Origin of the sequence: Lactobacillus sp. YT155, from assembly GCF_030504545.1 — a bacterium.
In the GTDB taxonomy this organism is placed as follows: domain Bacteria; phylum Bacillota; class Bacilli; order Lactobacillales; family Lactobacillaceae; genus BQUT01.
In genome coordinates this window covers 395,817-412,514 of the sequence record NZ_JAUKWP010000001.1, presented here as the reverse complement: position 1 = coordinate 412,514, position 16,698 = coordinate 395,817, and the positions used below count along the sequence as shown (strand labels likewise).

Here is a 16,698-nt window from a genome sequence, read left to right as displayed (position 1 = left end):
ACGGATAATTAATCCGTAGCTTTTTTTCTTTGGGCAATCATCGGAAGGATGAATCCTAAAGCAATTAATACAAATGGTGTGATAATGTTCATTGATAATTGGAACCACCATGAACTTGGGTTAGCTGCTAAGTCTGCCTTAGGAACAACACCTAAGATACATGCGAAAGCAGTAAAGATGAAGCACCAGAGACCAACACTGAATCCAAGTTTTGAGTTCTTGATAAACATATAATCTGATTGATATTCTTTAATATGTTTACTCAAAAGCATGTAAGCCAAGAATACCCATAGGTAACGCATTGGCATAACGATTGAGTTTAGATTCAACAACCAGTTATAAAGGTCATTCATTCCACCAATTCCAATTGCAGGAACGATGATGATGATTGATACTAAGATACCAGTTAAGATGTAACCATTAACGGCGATACCACGTTTGTTCTTCTTAGATAATGCCTTAGGAATGAATTTAGCATCCGCATCATTCAAGAAGATTCTTAGTGGAGCATCGATGGAAATGGCTAGAGCAGCTGCACTTGCCAAGATATTTGCAATTGCGTAGATCCACATCAACAAGTTACCCATATGGAAATATTGTCCTAGAATTTGGAAAGCGGTGTAAGAACCGTTTGCCATCAAATCAGTAGGAACATGTTGAGCATCAAAAATCATACCCATTGCAAATGATCCCAAGATTGCTGAAACAGCAACCATAATTGCCAACAAAATCATTCCTAGAGGGAACTCTTTTGAAGGGTTCTTAGTTTTATTAACATATGGTGAGATTTTTTCGGCACCACCAACAGCAAAAACTAACATTGAAATTGTTGTAAAGTAGTTAAAATTAAATTTAGGCATGTATGTAGCTACATGATTCATGTTTTGAGTTGCGATAGGGGCGTGAGCAATAAATGGTGCTGATACCCCTAAAATGATGAATAGAATGGACATAGTAAACATACCAATACCGGCGATACTACCAATTCTATTTAATGTTGTAACTCCACGTGACGACATCCATAAAAATACTAAGAAAATAATCAAACTAAGTCCCTGAACAATGTAAGAAGGAACTTGATTAACGAAGTTTCCGTTATTTTGGAATAACCAACTGAAACCAATTAAGATGGTTTGTGGTTTTTGTGCAAGATAAGGAACGTGGACTACCCAATAAGTCCAAGCCGCAAAGTATGCTAAGCGACTACTTGAAAGATTCTTCATCCAAGATGAAACCCCTCCATCTGCATCTTGAAAGGTTGAGCCAAGTTGTCCAACCATTAAAGTATAAGGTATGAAGTAAAGAAGCATTATCAAGATCCATGATACGACAACCACCATACCTTGGTTGGCAAAGTTATTTACTACGTTATTTAAACCCCACACCGCAGTAAAAGCAATCAAAGCTATATTATACCAGCGAAAGTTTCGCGAGCTTTGTGTATTTTCCATATATTTTCTCCTTTTTAAAACAACAAACATTATTATACAACAATCAAAATGCCAGAGAAATAATGTTTTTAAATTAATTTATTGGTATGATAATGGATGTTAAATAAGAAGAAGGTCAATTTGATGAAAGAACTGTACATTAAATATAAGGAAATGATAGATTATATCATTTTCGGTATCGCTACAACGCTCGTAAATTACCTGGTTTTCGCCTTTTTTACGATATTAGTTCCAATTAACTATCAAGTTGCTAACGTAATTGGATGGTTTATCTCAGTTGTTTTCGCCTATGTGACAAACAAACTATATGTTTTCCAATCAAAGAGTTGGGAGCCATCAATCGTTGTTAAAGAGATAACTTCATTTGGAGCAGCCAGAGTATTCTCATTAGGGGTAGAAGCGGTTATTTTATTCGTTGGTATCACTTTAATGGGTGGCAATAAGCAAATAGTAAAATTAATTGATAACGTCATTATTGTGATTATCAATTATGTTTTCAGTAAGTTATTCATTTTTAAAACAAATAAAAAGTAGTTAGAAGTAAATTCTAACTACTTTTTTTGTTATTTAAAGCCTACAGCTACATAGTTGTTTGTTAATCCATTGTTTGGAGCAATGCTGATAACTTCGCCTTCATGGGGCAAGCAGCCATCTTTTTCTTTATTCTTATTGAATTCTTTTATGGTGTATAAAACAATTTTTGTGAATTTCATCGTACTCCTCCTTATGTGTATTAACTGTAAGGTTATAGGGAATAAAATATAAAGCAAATAAAAAAGGAGCGGAGGTTATCCGTTCCTTTTTTGGGTTATTACCATTGCCAGTTAGTTACTTCTGGAAGGTCGTCACCATTTGCTCTGATGTACTTGTTATGTTCATCAACTTTTTGTTCCATTGAGTTAGCGAAGTCAGAAGCTGCATCACCCATAACGGCAACAGCAACATCTTCAGCGATGTGGAAACGATCCATTTCGTTAACAACACGCATATCAAATGGAGTTGTGATATCACCATTTTCACGGTAACCATGAACGTGTAAGTTGTGGTTAGCACGATCGAAGAAGATATCTTTGATGAATCCTTCGAAGCCGTGGAAAGCGAATAATACTGGCTTGTCGACTGTGAAGTATTCATTGAATTGTTCATCAGTTAATCCACGAGGGTCAACTTTTGGTGAACGAAGTTTCAATAGGTCAACAACGTTAATGAATCTAATCTTCAATTCAGGAAGTTGTTGTCTCAAAATCTTGATTGCAGCAAGTGCTTCAAGGTTAGGTTCTGTACCTGCAGCAGCAATGACGATATCTGGATCACCGTTGTCATTTGAAGCCCAATCGATAATCTTCAAACCATCTTTAACTAACACTTTAGCTTCATCCATTGAGTAGAATTGGTTTCTTGGATGTTTTGAAGTAACAATCAAGTTAATCTTTTCGTAACTTGTTAGAACTTCTGGCATAACTGCTAATAGTGAGTTTGTGTCAGCAGGGAAGTATTCACGGATGAATTCAGGTTTCTTTTCAGCTAAGTGAGTAATGATACCTGGATCTTGGTGAGTGTAACCATTGTGGTCTTGTTGGAAAGCAGTTGAAGTAGCAATAACGTTAAGTGATGGGTATTTTTGACGCCATTCTTGTTCGTCAGCTTTTCTTAACCACTTGAAGTGTTGTGTAAGCATTGAGTCAACTACACGTAGGAATGATTCGTATGATGCGAAGATTCCACGACGTCCAGTTAGGGTATATCCTTCTAACCAACCTTCAGCTTGATGTTCTGATAGTTGAGAATCAATGATACGTCCTGATGGAGCAACGAATTGATCATTTGGTTCTTTAACTTCTTCCATCCATTGACGGTTTGTAGCTTCGAACATGTGGTTCAAACGGTTTGACATTGTTTCGTCAGGACCAAACATTCTGAAGTTAGTAGGGTTAGCTTTGATAACATCACGTAGGTATTTACCTAATTCAATCATGTCTTGAGCCATAAGATCACCGGCACGGTTGAATTCAAGTGCATACTTAGTTTCGTCTGGTAGGTCTAATTCTTTAACATCAACACCACCGTTAGTGATAGGGTTCATAGCCATACGCTTGTTACCCTTAGGAGCCATTTCTTCAAGTTCTGGAAGAAGTTTTCCATTGTTGTCGAATAGTTCTTCAGGACGGTATGATTTCAACCACTCAACTAGAGCGTCGATATGTTCCATATCATTTTGGTCGACAGGAATTGGCACTTGATGAGCTCTAAATGAGTTTTCAATTGGAGCACCATCCCAAGTCTTAGGACCTGTATATCCCTTAGGAATACGTGCAATAATAACTGGCCAATGTGGCATTTCTACATTGTTAGCACCTTTTGCACGTGCGTCTTTTTGAATAGCTTGAATTTTTTCGATAGCTTGGTCAAATACTTCAGCCATCTTAGCGTGGTAGTTATCTTCTTTTGTAACATCGAAGAAGATAGGATCCCAACCCATACCTTCAAAGTATTGAGTCAATTCTTTGTCAGATTTTCTTGAAAGAATTGTTGGGTTAGAAATCTTGAATCCATTCAAGTCAAGAATAGGTAATACAGCACCATCAGTTACAGGGTTAATGAAGACATTTGAGAACCATGATCCAGCTAATGGACCTGTTTCTGATTCACCGTCACCAACAACAACAGCAGCAATTTGGTCTGGATTATCAAGGATAGCACCAACACCGTGTGATAGTGAATATCCTAATTCTCCACCTTCATGGATTGATCCTGGTGTTTCAGGAGCAGCATGAGATGCGATTCCACCTGGGAATGAGAATTGTTTGAAGAGTTTCTTCATTCCTGTTTCATCTTGAGTAATTTCAGGATAAATTTCAGTGTATGAACCATCAAGATATGAGTTTGAAACCATAACTTGACCACCGTGACCAGGACCTTCTACGTAGAACATGTTCAAATCGTATTTGTTAATAACACGGTTCAAATGTGCGTAGATTAAGTTTTGACCAGAGATTGTTCCCCAGTGTCCGATTGGATGAATTTTTACATCATCTTTCACGATTTCTCTTGTTAATAGAGGATTATCTTTTAAGTATAATTGACCAACTGATACATAGTTAGCAGCGCGCCAGTACGCATCAAGTTTGTTTAAATATTCTGTACTTGAATAGTCTGTCATGAATGTACTCCTTATTATTTTATATTTAATAACAAGTACATCATAAAAAAAATGGTCGAAAAAGTCAACCATTTTGATAATTGATACGTACCAATTTAAGAAACTGTTATAAAAGTATCGTATTTCATGTATTTGTAATGAACGCGCATCGTTGATATTTCAAAGGGTGTACCGTTGTTTAGGAAGAAAATCCCAGACATGATTCCAACTGGTTCATTGGTTTTGAGATGCATATCTTTTTGATCATCTTTTGTAGACGGTTCAGTTGAAATGGTGAGATATGAGTTGGTAACTTTTTGATTTTTCTCATCTTCCATATAGTTAAAGATAGATTCGCTAGCAATTTCGCTGGTTAAATCTGGAAATAATTTAATAGGAATATAACTGGTTTCTGATAGGAAAGGCTCATCGTCTAAATAGCGAAGACGTTGGATTTTGTAGACGAAGTCGTCTTGGTTAAGGAATAGGTCTCTTCTAGTTGTTTCGTCGGCCTTGATAACATCAAAACTAATTAGTTTAATCCCTTGTTTTTTTCCTGGTACGTCAAAACTGTCGGTAATCCCCAAGTTAGATCCGTTGTACTTGAAGAAAGTATTGTTCTTTAAATAGAGGGGATTGATAAAAGTTCCTGAACCACGTTTTTTAAAGATAGTTCCTCGATGAGAAAGAACACTTAGAGCACGCTTAATGGTTGAGCGGCTTACTTTATATTGTTCACTCAATGATCTTTCGTCAGGGAGCTTCATTGTTTCGTTGAAATCACCGTTGTTAATAGCGGTTTTTAATTCATTAATTATTTTTTGATATGCTAAATCAGTCATTGGATTTCCTCGTTTTCCTTATCTAACAATAGATAATAGCAAACATTTCAGAAATCGCAACTAGAAAAATAGATTGGTGCGTACCAAATTTTATAAAATGTAGTCATTAGGGTCGGCACTTGCAGGACCGTAATCATCCATATCACTATCGCGATAATCCCACCATTCTTCACTGTAGCCAACGAATCCAGCTTTAGTCATCGCATCATTTAGAATGTCATAATTCTTTTGTTGTAATGGAGTACGACCATCGTAAGAGCGGCTGGCAGTAGCGTTAAATTCGTCAAAAGCCGATTGCATTTCTTGTTCATTACCATCCATATCGGTAATGGTTAAGTCAAAAGTAACTCCTTTTTGATGGCTAGCATTTGGGTTAGGTGGTAAAACAAAGTTAGGGTCAGGATAGACTTCAAAGAGCTTCTCCTGAGCACTAACAGGACGATAAGCATCCCAAATTTTAATGCGGTAACCTTGTTTTTTTAGTAATCGTGAAGCAATTCCCAGTTTTTTAACTGTATTAGTTCGGGAAATTGCCGTGGTAAAGTCATAAATCTTCTTGTGGGTAAAATTATTCTCAGTTGCATAGCGTAAATCAACAATAATATCTGGATCAACTTCTAAAACATTCATGAATTCATCATTCTTAGTCATAATTCCACCTCGATATTCATTATTTGCCCACATTCTATCATCATTATGGTGCTTGAGGAAATTAATACCTTTTAATCAGTATTTTTTCTTAAACTTTGTTATGATAAAAAACGAAAGTATATAAGTGTTCGGGGGAACGGGTATTATGAATAAATCGCGAGTTGAGGCATTTACTGATGCAGTAATTGCCATTATTTTGACGATCATGATTTTGGAATTTAAGACTCCAGAATCGGTTAAACTATCGGCATTATTGCCACAAATTCCTTATTTGATTTCTTACATGGTAGGATATTTGTTTATTGGAGTGGCTTGGTATAATCACCACTACATGTTTTCAAAAGTTCATGTGGTTACCAAAGAAATCTTTTGGTTGAATTTAGTTTGGATGTTTTCAACATCCTTTATACCAGTCGCTACAGCCTGGGTTAGCCGGGGATTAAATGACCGTGGACCAGAAATTTTCTACGGAATTATCTATTTATTGTGGACAATATCTTATTTATTACTAACTCACAAAATAATTTTGTCCGAAGAGAGATATGGTCATCAAAAATCCGCCGATGATGTTAAAAGAATGAAAATATATCGAGTCTTTAGCAATTGGAAGGTAATAATTCTTTCGTTGATAATTTGGATTCTAATTATTGTCTTCTTACCAGTGGCACAACTTTTAGCGGTTACAATCATGATTGTCTTCATAGGGGCTTCGTTTAACGAAGATAGCGATCAACTATTTATAGGAGAAAAGAATGAAGATTAGAGCATCAAAAGATAGTGACCATCAACAAATGATGGAAGTATTAACTGCCGCATTTGTGGAATATCCATTCTTTACGGCATTTCTACCAGAAAAGAAACATCGTCTAGATTTCTTGAACGAATTATTCATTGCTAATGTATTGGCTTTTGAAGAAATAAACGGTAGTTATGTGGCATATGACGAAAATGAACAAATTCTCGGAGTGATGTTGGTTAAAGACGATCAAAGTAAAGAACCAGGATTTTGGAGTTATCTTCGTAAATCGCGAATTGGTATGTTTAAACCTAGTAATCTGAAGAGTTTAAGAGAATTCTTTAAAATTATTGAGAACGAAGATGATGATATTATTTCCCAGGAAATAACTTGGTATGTTGATTCATTAGTTGTGAATCCGAAGGTTCAAAGTAAAGGGGTAGGAAGTTTTCTACTCAAATCACTGGATGAAATTGTCGCCAAAAATGGTGGAACTGTAGTGTTATCAACTAATACTTTACCTAATACAGAGTTCTATGAGAAAAATGGTTATCAAAAAACTGATTATGCTAAGAGTGAATACGGTTTTGAAACTTGGCATTTTCAAAAAGATATTAAAAAAGACATCTAATTTAGATGTCTTTTTTTGAATGAAATTCACTATGTCTATATCCGTAGCTGAAGTAAATAATTGTTCCAACTATTAATAATCCTAAAAAGATAATCATGGTTGATACATGAAGATTCACTATTAAATAGATACATAATAGGAAACCGATAATAGGAACATAAGGGTAACCAGGAGTCTTGAACGTCCCAGTTAATTGTTTGTTTCTTCTTAAGAAAACAACTCCCAAGCAGACGACTGCAAAGGCTAGTAGTGCACCAATATTAACCAGTTCGGTTAATTTATCAAGTGGGATGAAACCTGCGACTAAGCCAGCAGTTAATCCAAAAATTAAAGTACTATGGAAAGGAATATGATTCTTGTTTAAGTTATTTAGTCTTTCGGGCAACAAGCCATCACGACTGATAGCAAAAATTAATCGCGTCCCACCAAAGATTATCACTAATAATCCAGTGGTCATACCAAGAACGGCACCAATGGCTACAAAACCAGCAATCCAGTTTTGATGAATTAATCTTAGAGCAAGTGAGACGGGATCAGCTACATTTAGTTGAGTATATTTAACCGCACCAACTAGAGCAAAAGAAACCAATGAGTAGATGATGGCAGTAATTGATAGCGAAGCAATGATTCCAATCGGAACACTTCTCTTAGGGTTCTTAACTTCCTCACTAGCAGTAGCGAGAACGTCAAAGCCAATGTAGGCGAAGAAAGCAATTGAAGCACCACGACCAAGACCAGATGAGCCATAAGGAAGAAGTGGGTGAAGATTTTGCGGTTTAAATGAGAATAATGCCACAATAATAAATAGAAAAATAATGAACATTTTTAGATAAACTAAGATTTTGTTTAAGGTGATTGATTCCTTCATGCCTTGTAAAAGAAGTACTGTTAGTAGAAATACAATTAGAAAGGCTAATAAATCAAAACGACCAGCATGATTACCAGAAGCACCATAAGCTGATCTCAAGAAATCAGGTAATTTGATGCCAAAACCGGATAGAAAGTTTTGAAAATATGCCGACCAACTAACGGCAATAGAAGATTCGGCGAATAAGTAGCAGAGAAGAATTGACCAACCACTAATCCAACCGGCGAATTCACCAAAAACAGTGTAGATATAAGCGTAAACACTTCCTGAGGAAGTGATAGCTGAGGCAAACTCTGAGTAACAAAAAGCCACCACGATACAAACTAAGGCCGCAATTAAATATGTAAAAACAACCCCGGGACCAGCATTATTAGCGGCAATTATTCCGGGTGTGATAAAAATACCGGAACCGATAATTACACCAACACCCATAAAAATAAGGTCTTTAGTGGTTAAAGTGCGTTCCAAATGAACTTTTGAATTGCTGGAATCTTTGGCAAAATTTTTCCTAGCTAGTAGCTGTTTAATCATTAATATCTCCAGTGAATTGTTTGATAAGTTTGTGGTTATCGTAAGCAATAATTATTAAAACTCCGCCTAACATCATAGCACTGAAGAAGATTGCTTGAAAAGAAAAAATTTTAACTAAGTAAGCATTAATTATGACACCGATGAAAAATGAAAGAATAATTCGGAAAACTCGAAAAGAACGACGGAGTAGTTTGCTCTGTTTAGTCATCATTCCTTCTAAGAATAAAGTCCCAAGTTTCTTGAAATTACCAGTCATCATTACGGCATTTAGCTGAGCATCATGAATCTTGTCGAATTCTGTAAATAGTAGGGCAATTGTGACTGACATCAGTAGGGAAGTAAAAATCAATGAGATTTGATTACCAATTATTCCCACTAAAATAAGTAAAACGATGCCTAAAGATAAGACTAGTGCCTGTCGAGAAATATTATGATAGTGGGTGAATTTTAGACTCATATATTTAGTAAAAGTTGCACCAATGATAAAGACTAGGATAGGCACTAAATAATTGATTAGTAGTCCAAATCGACCATATGCCAAGTTAATACCCATTAAAATTAAGTTACCAGTCTGCATTCCAGCAAAAACATTACCATGAGTTAAGAATGAATAAGCATCAATGCTGCCAGACGTTAGTGCCAGCAGTTGTGCCACCATAGTTCGCTCATGAATTGGGGAAAAATTATCCATATTAAGCTCCTAAATAAAACATATAACCATTTTATCACTATTATTTGGTCAAAATTTGTTCCAATTGAGAGTGAAAATTAGTTATTGCATCAGTAATTTTGTTACTATCTTCACCTGATAAATCTCCGAGATCATAAATTGCAGGATCTGTAGCAGCAATTAGTTCATGTATATAGGTGTTAGTTGTCAGATTCGCTTTATTCAGCCTCTTTAAATAATAAAGAGTAATTGTTTTTAAAATCAAAGATTTACTAGAAGAAAAAGAAATGCCTTTTTCGTATAAGAAGTCATTCAACTCGGCGATGTTATCGTCGAGTGTTTTTTCAATCGCCATATTTAAGACGGTTTCACGTATTCTAATTTGATCATAAATCGAATTAACTTCCTGGCTGTTCTCATAATCTTTAAACTGCGAGAGTGCATCAATTTGAGTTAAATAGTCAAGAAAAATTGGTACTAAGTCTTCATCGTTTCTTTCTTTAATAGTAGAAACGACCAGTTCTTTAATGTAGTCTGCAAAGTTTCCATACAAAATAAAATTACTATCAACCTGCAAAGTTGAAGCAATTTTAATTAGGGTTTTTTTGGAAGGAATTGAGCGAGCTTTTTCCCATTCATTAATCGTACTTTTGCCACTGACACCGATTAATTCGGAGAATTCTTGCATGCTCAAGTTGTTATCGGTCCGTATTTTCTTTAAACGTTCAGCGATAGCTTTTTTGTTGTAAGTCATAACTATGTACCCTCTAAGCCTTGATATATAAACATTTTATCATAGGTCCAGAGAAAGTACAAACTAGTTTATTTGAGTATTACCTGGGAAATATTATCGTTTATAAAATCTTTTTGACTGTTACTTCTGGTTGTACTTGGTAATTGATTATATTGAGATTGATACTTTTTATAGAAAAATGTTTTATTTGTAATGCCAACTTTTTCCATTATTTCAAAAACCGAATCTGAAGTAGATGTGAGTAATAAATGGGCGTTTAGTATTCTTTCATATGTTAGAAGTTCTTTGAATGATTTTCCTGTTTCTTTCTTTAGCAGATTACTTAAGTAGTTTTTATTGTAACCAACTTTTTTAGCTTCCTCAGCCAGAGTTAAAGTAGCATAATCTTTTTCAATATCATGAAGTACTTTAGTTACATACTTTTGTGAATCACTTAGTTTTTTGTCGTTTTTAAGACGGTAATTTCTGACCAATTCAGTTAAAAGTATTTTTAAATAAGCGGAAATCATTTCATTATAGAAAGGCTTCTTTTCATAGTATTCAGTAATCAAACTATCAATAATGGAATTAATTTGGGTTCGACTATTATTCTTGAAAACAAGATATTTTTGAGAATTTTCTTTGCCATAAATTGTATTAAAAATAAAAGTATATAAAAGGCTGCGGCTTTTTTTTAGGTTGTTCAGCCAATCAATGGAGATGTTTTTATTTTGAAAAAGTATATTAATTAGAATGTCATTCTTGCCAAGTTTTTTTATTGAATGGCTACAGCCAATATCTAACAGTAATAGATCATTTTTTGTTAAATGAATTTCTTTGCCGTTAACTATTTGGGTGCATTCGCCGCTCACCATATAGTTCATTTCAAGAAAACTATGGGTATGCTCTGGATAATCCGCATAGCGATTATGTTTACTGATATAGACATCTTTTGTTGTAAAGAAAAAGGAATTGGATAGAGTGAAATTCTTATCTTTATGAGCGCGGGCATAGGAAGGAATATCTTCAATAAAGACATCACTAATTTTTTGTTGCTTCTCTATCGTGGTTTCGGCTTTAAGGGTATTTAGTAGTGTGGATTCCATTTCATCACCTGTAAAAATGATACCAATTGTATTTGATAGTGTCATTGTAGCACGGTCAAATCCAATATTAAATAGAATATGTAAACGATTACAAAGATGAAGGAGATGAAACAATGGGAGAAAAGAAATCACTAAAATCTGTTATTGCTGTTTCTTTGACCAACTACTTGGACTCAGGCTCAATAGTTGCCGGAGCTTCCGGACTTGCTTTATGGACGAAAGCTTTGGGACTAAGTAGTTTTGAAGTTGGTTTGTTAGGTGCTTTAAGTGCCAATGCGTTTGGTGCTGCCGTTGGAGCTTTAATTGGTGGACGACTTTCTGATAAGTATGGTCGTAAATTTATCTACAGTTATAACATGTTGATCTACATGTTAGGTGTTTTAATAGTTATGTTTTCATTCAATTTTGCAACATTGTTAACTGGATTCATGGTAACAGGAATTTCTGTTGGTGCAGGGGTTCCAGCTTCATGGACTTATATCTCAGAAACATCACAATCGACAAATCGAGCATATAATATTGGAATTTCTCAATTTGCTTGGTCAATGGGGCCAGCAATTATTTTCGTCTTAGGTGTAATTTTGTCACCATTAGGCTTGATGGGAAATCGTATTATTTTTGGGTCACTATTTGTAGTAGCTCTAATAGCTTGGCTAATGCAAAGAGGACTCGATGAATCAGCCGACTGGAAGGAACAGAAGAAGGCTGAAGCAACTCATGGTGTTAAAACTCATCCATACAAAGAACTATTTTCTAATTTGGTGAATGTTAAATCGATCTTATTTTTAATTGGTGTATATGCATTATGGAATTTAGCTGCTGGTGTTCAAGGATTCTTCATGCCATATATTTACTCAACTGTAGGTGGTTTGAGTAACATGCAAGCAAACTTATTGTCTGCTGTATTGTGGATACTTACCGCTCTGACCGGATATGTAATATTCGCCAAACTAGGTGATCATATTAGTCATCGTTGGATGTACGGAATTGGTGCTTTAATGGCCACACTTTCTTGGGTAGCTATTACTTATGGAGGCATGGGCTGGATGGCCTTATGGGGATTTGTTCTTTTATGGGGACTATCCGCAGGTTTTGGGGCTCAAGCATTCTATGCATTATGGGCAACTGAACTATTCCCAACACAATATCGTGCCGGATCACAAGGGGTTATGTTCTTTATTGTACGCGCTTCAGCTGGAATATGGTCAATCGTATTCCCAACAATAATGTCAACTTTAGGATTCAAATATGCAGGAACCATGATTATTATTTTCTTGATTATTTCGATGGTTGTCGGTGTTCTTTGGACTCCGAAAACTCGTGGACGTTCATTAGATGAAATCACTGAAGAAAGATATGGAAAAAAATAAATAGTTGGTGACGAAATGAAAAATTATATTGCAGTAGATATTGGAGCATCCAGTGGAAGACTAATTCTCGGACAATTAATTAATGGAGAAATAAAGTTAGAAGAAATGCACCGTTTTTCAAATGGATTTAAAAAAGAAAACGGTCATGATCGCTGGGATATTGATAAATTAATTCAAGAAATATTTATAGGATTAGAAAAAATAAAAAAAACTGGAATAGAGGCTGCCACTATAGGAATTGATACTTGGGCAGTTGATTATGTTTTGGTTGGAGATAACGGTCAAAAATTACAAAATCCTATTAGCTATCGTGATAGTCGAACAGTTAATAGTATCGAGGAATTAACATCACAATATCCCAAAGAATATATATATGAAAAAACCGGAATACAATTTTTAGATTTTAATACACTTTATCAATTGTATGAGGAAGATGAAAAGCTGCTTGAACAAACCGATCGAATAATGATGATACCTGACTATATCGGATATATCTTGACCGGGAATGCTGTTACAGAAGTGACAAATGCATCTACTACGCAAATGATGAACTTGCGGAAGGGACTATTCGATGATGATTTACTAGGTGAAGTCAATGTGTCTGAAGAACAGTTTCCTAAGTTAGCTGATCCAGGAACGATGCTTGGTAAAATTTCACATAAATGGTGTAAACAATATGACTTACCAAAATGTGAAGTAATCACTGTGGCAACGCATGATACGGCCTCAGCTGTTGTAGGAACTCCCGGAAGTGGAAACGATTGGGCGTTCTTAAGTTCGGGAACTTGGTCATTGTTAGGTAGAGAACTAAAGACCCCTGAGAATGGAAAATTAGCTTTCCAGGAAAATTATACAAACGAGTGGGGAGCTTACGGAACCTATCGCTTTCTAAAAAATATTATGGGTCTTTGGATGGTTCAATCAATTAGATCAGAACAAAATAAGAAATATTCATTTGCTGAAATGGCAGCTTTAGCTGAGAAAGAAGAGCCATTCCAACAGTACATAAATGTTAATGATGAAAGATTTAGTAACCCAGAAAGTATGATTAATGAAATTCAGGCTTACTGTCGTGAAACGGGACAAAAAGTCCCACAAACGACGGGTGAGTTGGTAAGTGCAGTCTACTGTAACTTAGCTTTATACTACGCTGATGCACTAAATCAGTTAGTAAAAATTACCAAAAAACCAATTAATAAATTAAATATAGTTGGCGGGGGTAGCAATGTTGATATCTTGAATCAATTAACTAGCTCGTTAGCAAAAATCAAAGTTATTGCCGGACCAGATGAGGCAACTGCTATTGGTAATATTGTTGTTCAAATGATTTCGGAACATGAATTGAGTGATGTAGACAGTGCACGAAAAGTAATTGCACAGTCATTCAATTTGAAAGAGTACGACCCTAATAAAGATTACGGAAAAATTCTAGAAGACTATAAAACATTTATTTTAGAAAAGGAGAAATAGTCATGGAAAGAATTGCTCAGATAATGTATGTCAATAAGGATTCCTATGAAGAATATGAAAAAAGACATCGTGAATTGTGGCCGGAAATGAAAGAAGAATTAAAAAATCACGGTGCTAATAACTATTCAATCTTCTTAAACAAAAATAATGGTGAGCTATTTGCTTATTTAGAAGTGCCAGATGTAAGTAAATACAATGAAATCGCAAATACAGAGATTTGTAAAAAATGGTGGGACTATATGGAGCCTTTGATGACAACTAATGCTGACAATAGTCCAGTAGCTTTAGATTTGAAGGAAGTATTTCACTTAGATTAATAAAATGGAGGAAATAATCGTGGAAAAAGAAGAAAATGTAGTTTCAGCTTATGAGTTAGCAAAACAAAGATATGACGAAATCGGTGTTGATACTGAAAAGGTAATGAATGATCTAGAAAAAGTTAAATTGTCTATTCATTGTTGGCAGGGAGACGATATTCATGGATTCTTATTCCCTAATCAAGAATTAACAGGTGGAATTGGGGTTTCAGGAAATTATCCAGGTTTGGCAACCACACCAGACGAATTGAGTAGTGACCTTTCAGAAGCACTCTCACTAATCCCTGGGAATCACAAAGTACAATTACATGCTATTTATGCCGTAACTGATAAGAAAAAAGATTTGGATGAGCTAGAACCAGAAGACTTTAAATATTGGGTTGATTGGGCAAAAAAAGAAGGCGTTGGCTTAGATATGAATGGAACATTCTTCTCACATCCAATGCTTAAAGATGGATTTACATTAGCTAGTCCTGACAAGGATGTTCGTGACTTTTGGATTGAACATGGTAAGAGAAGTAGAAAGATTGCTGAATATTTTGGTAAAGAATTAGGTCAACAATCAGTTAATAACTTCTGGGTTCCAGATGGATACAAAGATAATCCAGTCGATAAGTTAAGTCCAAGATTGAGATTAATTGATTCTCTCGATGAGATTATTAAAGAACCAATGGATGAAAAGAACACTATTGAAGCATTTGAAGGTAAGTTGTTTGGTACAGGTGTTGAATCTTACACAGTTGGTTCACACGAATTTTATGACAACTATGCCTTAACAAGAAACAAGTTATGGACTATTGATGCAGGTCACTTCCATCCAACAGAAGATGTTTCTGATAAATTCTCTGCCTTCACACCATTTGGTAAAGGATTAATGTTACACGTATCTCGTCCTGTAAGATGGGACAGTGATCACGTAGTTATCTTTGACGATGCTTTAGTTAGAATTACTAGATCATTGGTTCGTGACAACTTGCTTTCAAAAACTAATATTGGTTTGGACTTCTTTGATGCAACCATTAATCGTATTTCTGCATGGGTAGTCGGAGCAAGAGCAACTCAAAAAGCCTTACTACAATCAATGCTTGCTCCAATTGATGATTTGAAAAAAGCCGAAGAACAAGGTGATTACACTACAAGACTAGCAGTAACAGAGGAATTGAAATCATATCCATTCGGAGCAGTTTGGGATGAATTCTGTCGCAGAAATAATGTCCCAGTGGGTGAAGACTGGTTAGACAATATCCACACTTATGAAAAAGATGTTCTATTTAAACGTTAATTAAGGAGCAAGTAATGACTAAATTTATTGATTCACCTTTTGTAGAAGAAGTTAAAAAAATCACTTTTAGATTATACGACCATGGTTGGGACGAGCGAAATGGTGGGAATGTTAGCTATCGAATTTTAGAAGAAGAGTTGGCTAATTTCTCTGATATTAATGAAGTAAAAAGAAATATTCCGATTGATTTTGATGGAAAAGATTTATCTGGAATGTACTTTTTAGTAACAGCCACAGGTAGATACTTCAAGAATATTATTGATTTCCCCGAAAGAGACTTAGGATTAGTGCGTATCGCCGATGACGGTAAGAGCGTTGACTTGATGTGGGGATACAATGATGGGGCTAGCCCTACAAGCGAATTCCCAACTCATTTAATGGGACATCAGGCTAAGTTGAAACAAAAACCCAGTCAACGAGTTGTTATGCATTGTCATCCAACTAATTTAATTGCAATGACATTTACTCAAAAATTGAGTGAAAGAGAATTCTCTAGAATTCTTTGGAAGATGCAAACAGAATCATTAGTCGTATTTCCAGAAGGTATTGGAATTATTCCTTGGATGGTTCCAGGCACAATTGATATTGGAGAGGCAACTTCTGCGAAACTAAAAGATTTTCCAGCAGTAATTTGGCCACAGCACGGTATCTTTGGAACCGGTTCGACTATCGATGAAGCTTATGGATTAATTGAAACTATCGAAAAAGCCGCTCAAATTTGGACAATTGTTCAAGCCCAAGGAGGAGTTATCCAACAAGAAATTACAGATCAAGATTTGAAGGATTTAGCTAAAGTATTTGGTGTCAGTCCTCGACTTGAATTTTTAGAATAAAATCATTGTGAAAACATTAACAAAGTTTTAGAATTGAGTTGTATTTCTAAATAATGACGGAGGATTAA

General features: G+C 35.4%; 17 protein-coding genes. 8 read left to right on the top strand and 9 right to left on the bottom strand.

All coding sequences use genetic code 11. The annotated features are described in order from the left end of the window. Positions 1–8: 8 nt before the first annotated feature. Complete coding sequence (locus Q2T76_RS02225) at positions 9–1,451, bottom strand: APC family permease (protein WP_302083692.1); 1,443 nt, start codon at positions 1,449–1,451, stop codon at positions 9–11. Between the two features lie 123 nt (positions 1,452–1,574). Here Q2T76_RS02225 and Q2T76_RS02220 point away from each other — a divergent pair, with 123 nt between their 5' ends. Continuing rightward, positions 1,575–1,985, top strand: coding sequence for a GtrA family protein (locus tag Q2T76_RS02220; RefSeq protein ID WP_302083691.1), 411 nt, complete (start codon positions 1,575–1,577; stop codon positions 1,983–1,985). Between the two features lie 29 nt (positions 1,986–2,014). On the opposite strand, the gene Q2T76_RS02215 is transcribed toward Q2T76_RS02220, so the two are convergent. The 4 genes from Q2T76_RS02215 to Q2T76_RS02200 all read right to left on the bottom strand — a co-directional run bounded on the left by Q2T76_RS02215 (position 2,015) and on the right by Q2T76_RS02200 (position 6,083). Next, positions 2,015–2,164, bottom strand: a complete 150-nt coding sequence (locus tag Q2T76_RS02215; RefSeq protein ID WP_302083689.1) for a hypothetical protein — start codon at positions 2,162–2,164, stop codon at positions 2,015–2,017. Positions 2,165–2,262: 98 nt separating this feature from the next. Further along, the gene (locus Q2T76_RS02210) at positions 2,263–4,611 is read right to left on the bottom strand and encodes a phosphoketolase (protein WP_302083687.1); all 2,349 of its coding nucleotides are present in this window, start codon (positions 4,609–4,611) and stop codon (positions 2,263–2,265) included. Between the two features lie 95 nt (positions 4,612–4,706). After that, entirely contained in the window at positions 4,707–5,432 is a 726-nt protein-coding gene (locus Q2T76_RS02205; RefSeq protein WP_302083686.1) for a GntR family transcriptional regulator, read from the bottom strand. Positions 5,433–5,522: 90 nt separating this feature from the next. Beyond that, positions 5,523–6,083 (bottom strand): M15 family metallopeptidase, encoded by a 561-nt coding sequence (locus tag Q2T76_RS02200; protein ID WP_302083910.1) that lies wholly within the window; start codon positions 6,081–6,083, stop codon positions 5,523–5,525. Positions 6,084–6,228: 145 nt separating this feature from the next. On the opposite strand from Q2T76_RS02200, the gene Q2T76_RS02195 reads away from it, so the two are divergent. Together Q2T76_RS02195 and Q2T76_RS02190 are read left to right on the top strand one after the other, a co-directional pair. After that, positions 6,229–6,846 (top strand): TMEM175 family protein, encoded by a 618-nt coding sequence (locus Q2T76_RS02195; protein WP_302083684.1) that lies wholly within the window; start codon positions 6,229–6,231, stop codon positions 6,844–6,846. Beyond that, positions 6,836–7,450, top strand: coding sequence for an N-acetyltransferase (locus Q2T76_RS02190; RefSeq protein ID WP_302083682.1), 615 nt, complete (start codon positions 6,836–6,838; stop codon positions 7,448–7,450). Before Q2T76_RS02195 ends, Q2T76_RS02190 begins: the two co-directional genes overlap by 11 nt. Before the next feature lies 1 nt (position 7,451). On the opposite strand, the gene Q2T76_RS02185 is transcribed toward Q2T76_RS02190, so the two are convergent. From Q2T76_RS02185 to Q2T76_RS02170, 4 genes are all read right to left on the bottom strand, one after another. Continuing rightward, positions 7,452–8,849, bottom strand: a complete 1,398-nt coding sequence (locus tag Q2T76_RS02185) for an APC family permease (protein WP_302083680.1) — start codon at positions 8,847–8,849, stop codon at positions 7,452–7,454. After that, positions 8,842–9,540: a YoaK family protein gene (locus Q2T76_RS02180; RefSeq protein WP_302083679.1), complete on the bottom strand. Its 699-nt coding sequence runs from the start codon at positions 9,538–9,540 to the stop codon at positions 8,842–8,844. Before Q2T76_RS02180 ends, Q2T76_RS02185 begins: the two co-directional genes overlap by 8 nt. A 40-nt stretch (positions 9,541–9,580) precedes the next feature. After that, on the bottom strand, positions 9,581–10,273 hold the full coding sequence (locus Q2T76_RS02175) for a helix-turn-helix domain-containing protein (RefSeq protein WP_302083677.1): 693 nt from the start codon (positions 10,271–10,273) through the stop codon (positions 9,581–9,583). A 68-nt stretch (positions 10,274–10,341) separates the two neighbouring features. Beyond that, positions 10,342–11,403, bottom strand: a complete 1,062-nt coding sequence (locus tag Q2T76_RS02170; protein WP_302083676.1) for a helix-turn-helix domain-containing protein — start codon at positions 11,401–11,403, stop codon at positions 10,342–10,344. A gap of 68 nt (positions 11,404–11,471) precedes the next feature. Between Q2T76_RS02170 and Q2T76_RS02165 the strand changes: the two genes are divergently transcribed. The 5 genes from Q2T76_RS02165 to rhaD are packed head-to-tail and all read left to right on the top strand — an operon-like array spanning position 11,472 to position 16,630. Beyond that, entirely contained in the window at positions 11,472–12,728 is a 1,257-nt protein-coding gene (locus Q2T76_RS02165; protein WP_302083674.1) for an MFS transporter, read from the top strand. Positions 12,729–12,743: 15 nt separating this feature from the next. After that, entirely contained in the window at positions 12,744–14,198 is a 1,455-nt protein-coding gene (rhaB, locus tag Q2T76_RS02160; protein WP_302083673.1) for a rhamnulokinase, read from the top strand. A 2-nt stretch (positions 14,199–14,200) separates the two neighbouring features. Further along, on the top strand, positions 14,201–14,515 hold the full coding sequence (gene rhaM / locus Q2T76_RS02155) for an L-rhamnose mutarotase (protein WP_302083672.1): 315 nt from the start codon (positions 14,201–14,203) through the stop codon (positions 14,513–14,515). Positions 14,516–14,519: 4 nt separating this feature from the next. After that, entirely contained in the window at positions 14,520–15,797 is a 1,278-nt protein-coding gene (locus tag Q2T76_RS02150) for an L-rhamnose isomerase (protein WP_302083670.1), read from the top strand. A gap of 14 nt (positions 15,798–15,811) precedes the next feature. Beyond that, complete coding sequence (gene rhaD / locus Q2T76_RS02145) at positions 15,812–16,630, top strand: rhamnulose-1-phosphate aldolase (protein WP_302083669.1); 819 nt, start codon at positions 15,812–15,814, stop codon at positions 16,628–16,630. Positions 16,631–16,698 lie beyond the last annotated feature (68 nt).

Excerpts from the sequence above, each read along its gene's own strand:
- Q2T76_RS02225 (WP_302083692.1), bottom strand. The coding sequence starts at position 1,451 with ATGGAAAATACACAAAGCTCGCGAAACTTTCGCTGGTATAATATAGCT.
- Q2T76_RS02220 (WP_302083691.1), top strand. The coding sequence starts at position 1,575 with ATGAAAGAACTGTACATTAAATATAAGGAAATGATAGATTATATCATT.
- Q2T76_RS02215 (WP_302083689.1), bottom strand. The coding sequence starts at position 2,164 with ATGAAATTCACAAAAATTGTTTTATACACCATAAAAGAATTCAATAAG.
- Q2T76_RS02210 (WP_302083687.1), bottom strand. The coding sequence starts at position 4,611 with ATGACAGACTATTCAAGTACAGAATATTTAAACAAACTTGATGCGTAC.
- Q2T76_RS02205 (WP_302083686.1), bottom strand. The coding sequence starts at position 5,432 with ATGACTGATTTAGCATATCAAAAAATAATTAATGAATTAAAAACCGCT.
- Q2T76_RS02200 (WP_302083910.1), bottom strand. The coding sequence starts at position 6,083 with ATGACTAAGAATGATGAATTCATGAATGTTTTAGAAGTTGATCCAGAT.
- Q2T76_RS02195 (WP_302083684.1), top strand. The coding sequence starts at position 6,229 with ATGAATAAATCGCGAGTTGAGGCATTTACTGATGCAGTAATTGCCATT.
- Q2T76_RS02190 (WP_302083682.1), top strand. The coding sequence starts at position 6,836 with ATGAAGATTAGAGCATCAAAAGATAGTGACCATCAACAAATGATGGAA.
- Q2T76_RS02185 (WP_302083680.1), bottom strand. The coding sequence starts at position 8,849 with ATGATTAAACAGCTACTAGCTAGGAAAAATTTTGCCAAAGATTCCAGC.
- Q2T76_RS02180 (WP_302083679.1), bottom strand. The coding sequence starts at position 9,540 with ATGGATAATTTTTCCCCAATTCATGAGCGAACTATGGTGGCACAACTG.
- Q2T76_RS02175 (WP_302083677.1), bottom strand. The coding sequence starts at position 10,273 with ATGACTTACAACAAAAAAGCTATCGCTGAACGTTTAAAGAAAATACGG.
- Q2T76_RS02170 (WP_302083676.1), bottom strand. The coding sequence starts at position 11,403 with ATGACACTATCAAATACAATTGGTATCATTTTTACAGGTGATGAAATG.
- Q2T76_RS02165 (WP_302083674.1), top strand. The coding sequence starts at position 11,472 with ATGGGAGAAAAGAAATCACTAAAATCTGTTATTGCTGTTTCTTTGACC.
- rhaB (WP_302083673.1), top strand. The coding sequence starts at position 12,744 with ATGAAAAATTATATTGCAGTAGATATTGGAGCATCCAGTGGAAGACTA.
- rhaM (WP_302083672.1), top strand. The coding sequence starts at position 14,201 with ATGGAAAGAATTGCTCAGATAATGTATGTCAATAAGGATTCCTATGAA.
- Q2T76_RS02150 (WP_302083670.1), top strand. The coding sequence starts at position 14,520 with ATGGAGGAAATAATCGTGGAAAAAGAAGAAAATGTAGTTTCAGCTTAT.
- rhaD (WP_302083669.1), top strand. The coding sequence starts at position 15,812 with ATGACTAAATTTATTGATTCACCTTTTGTAGAAGAAGTTAAAAAAATC.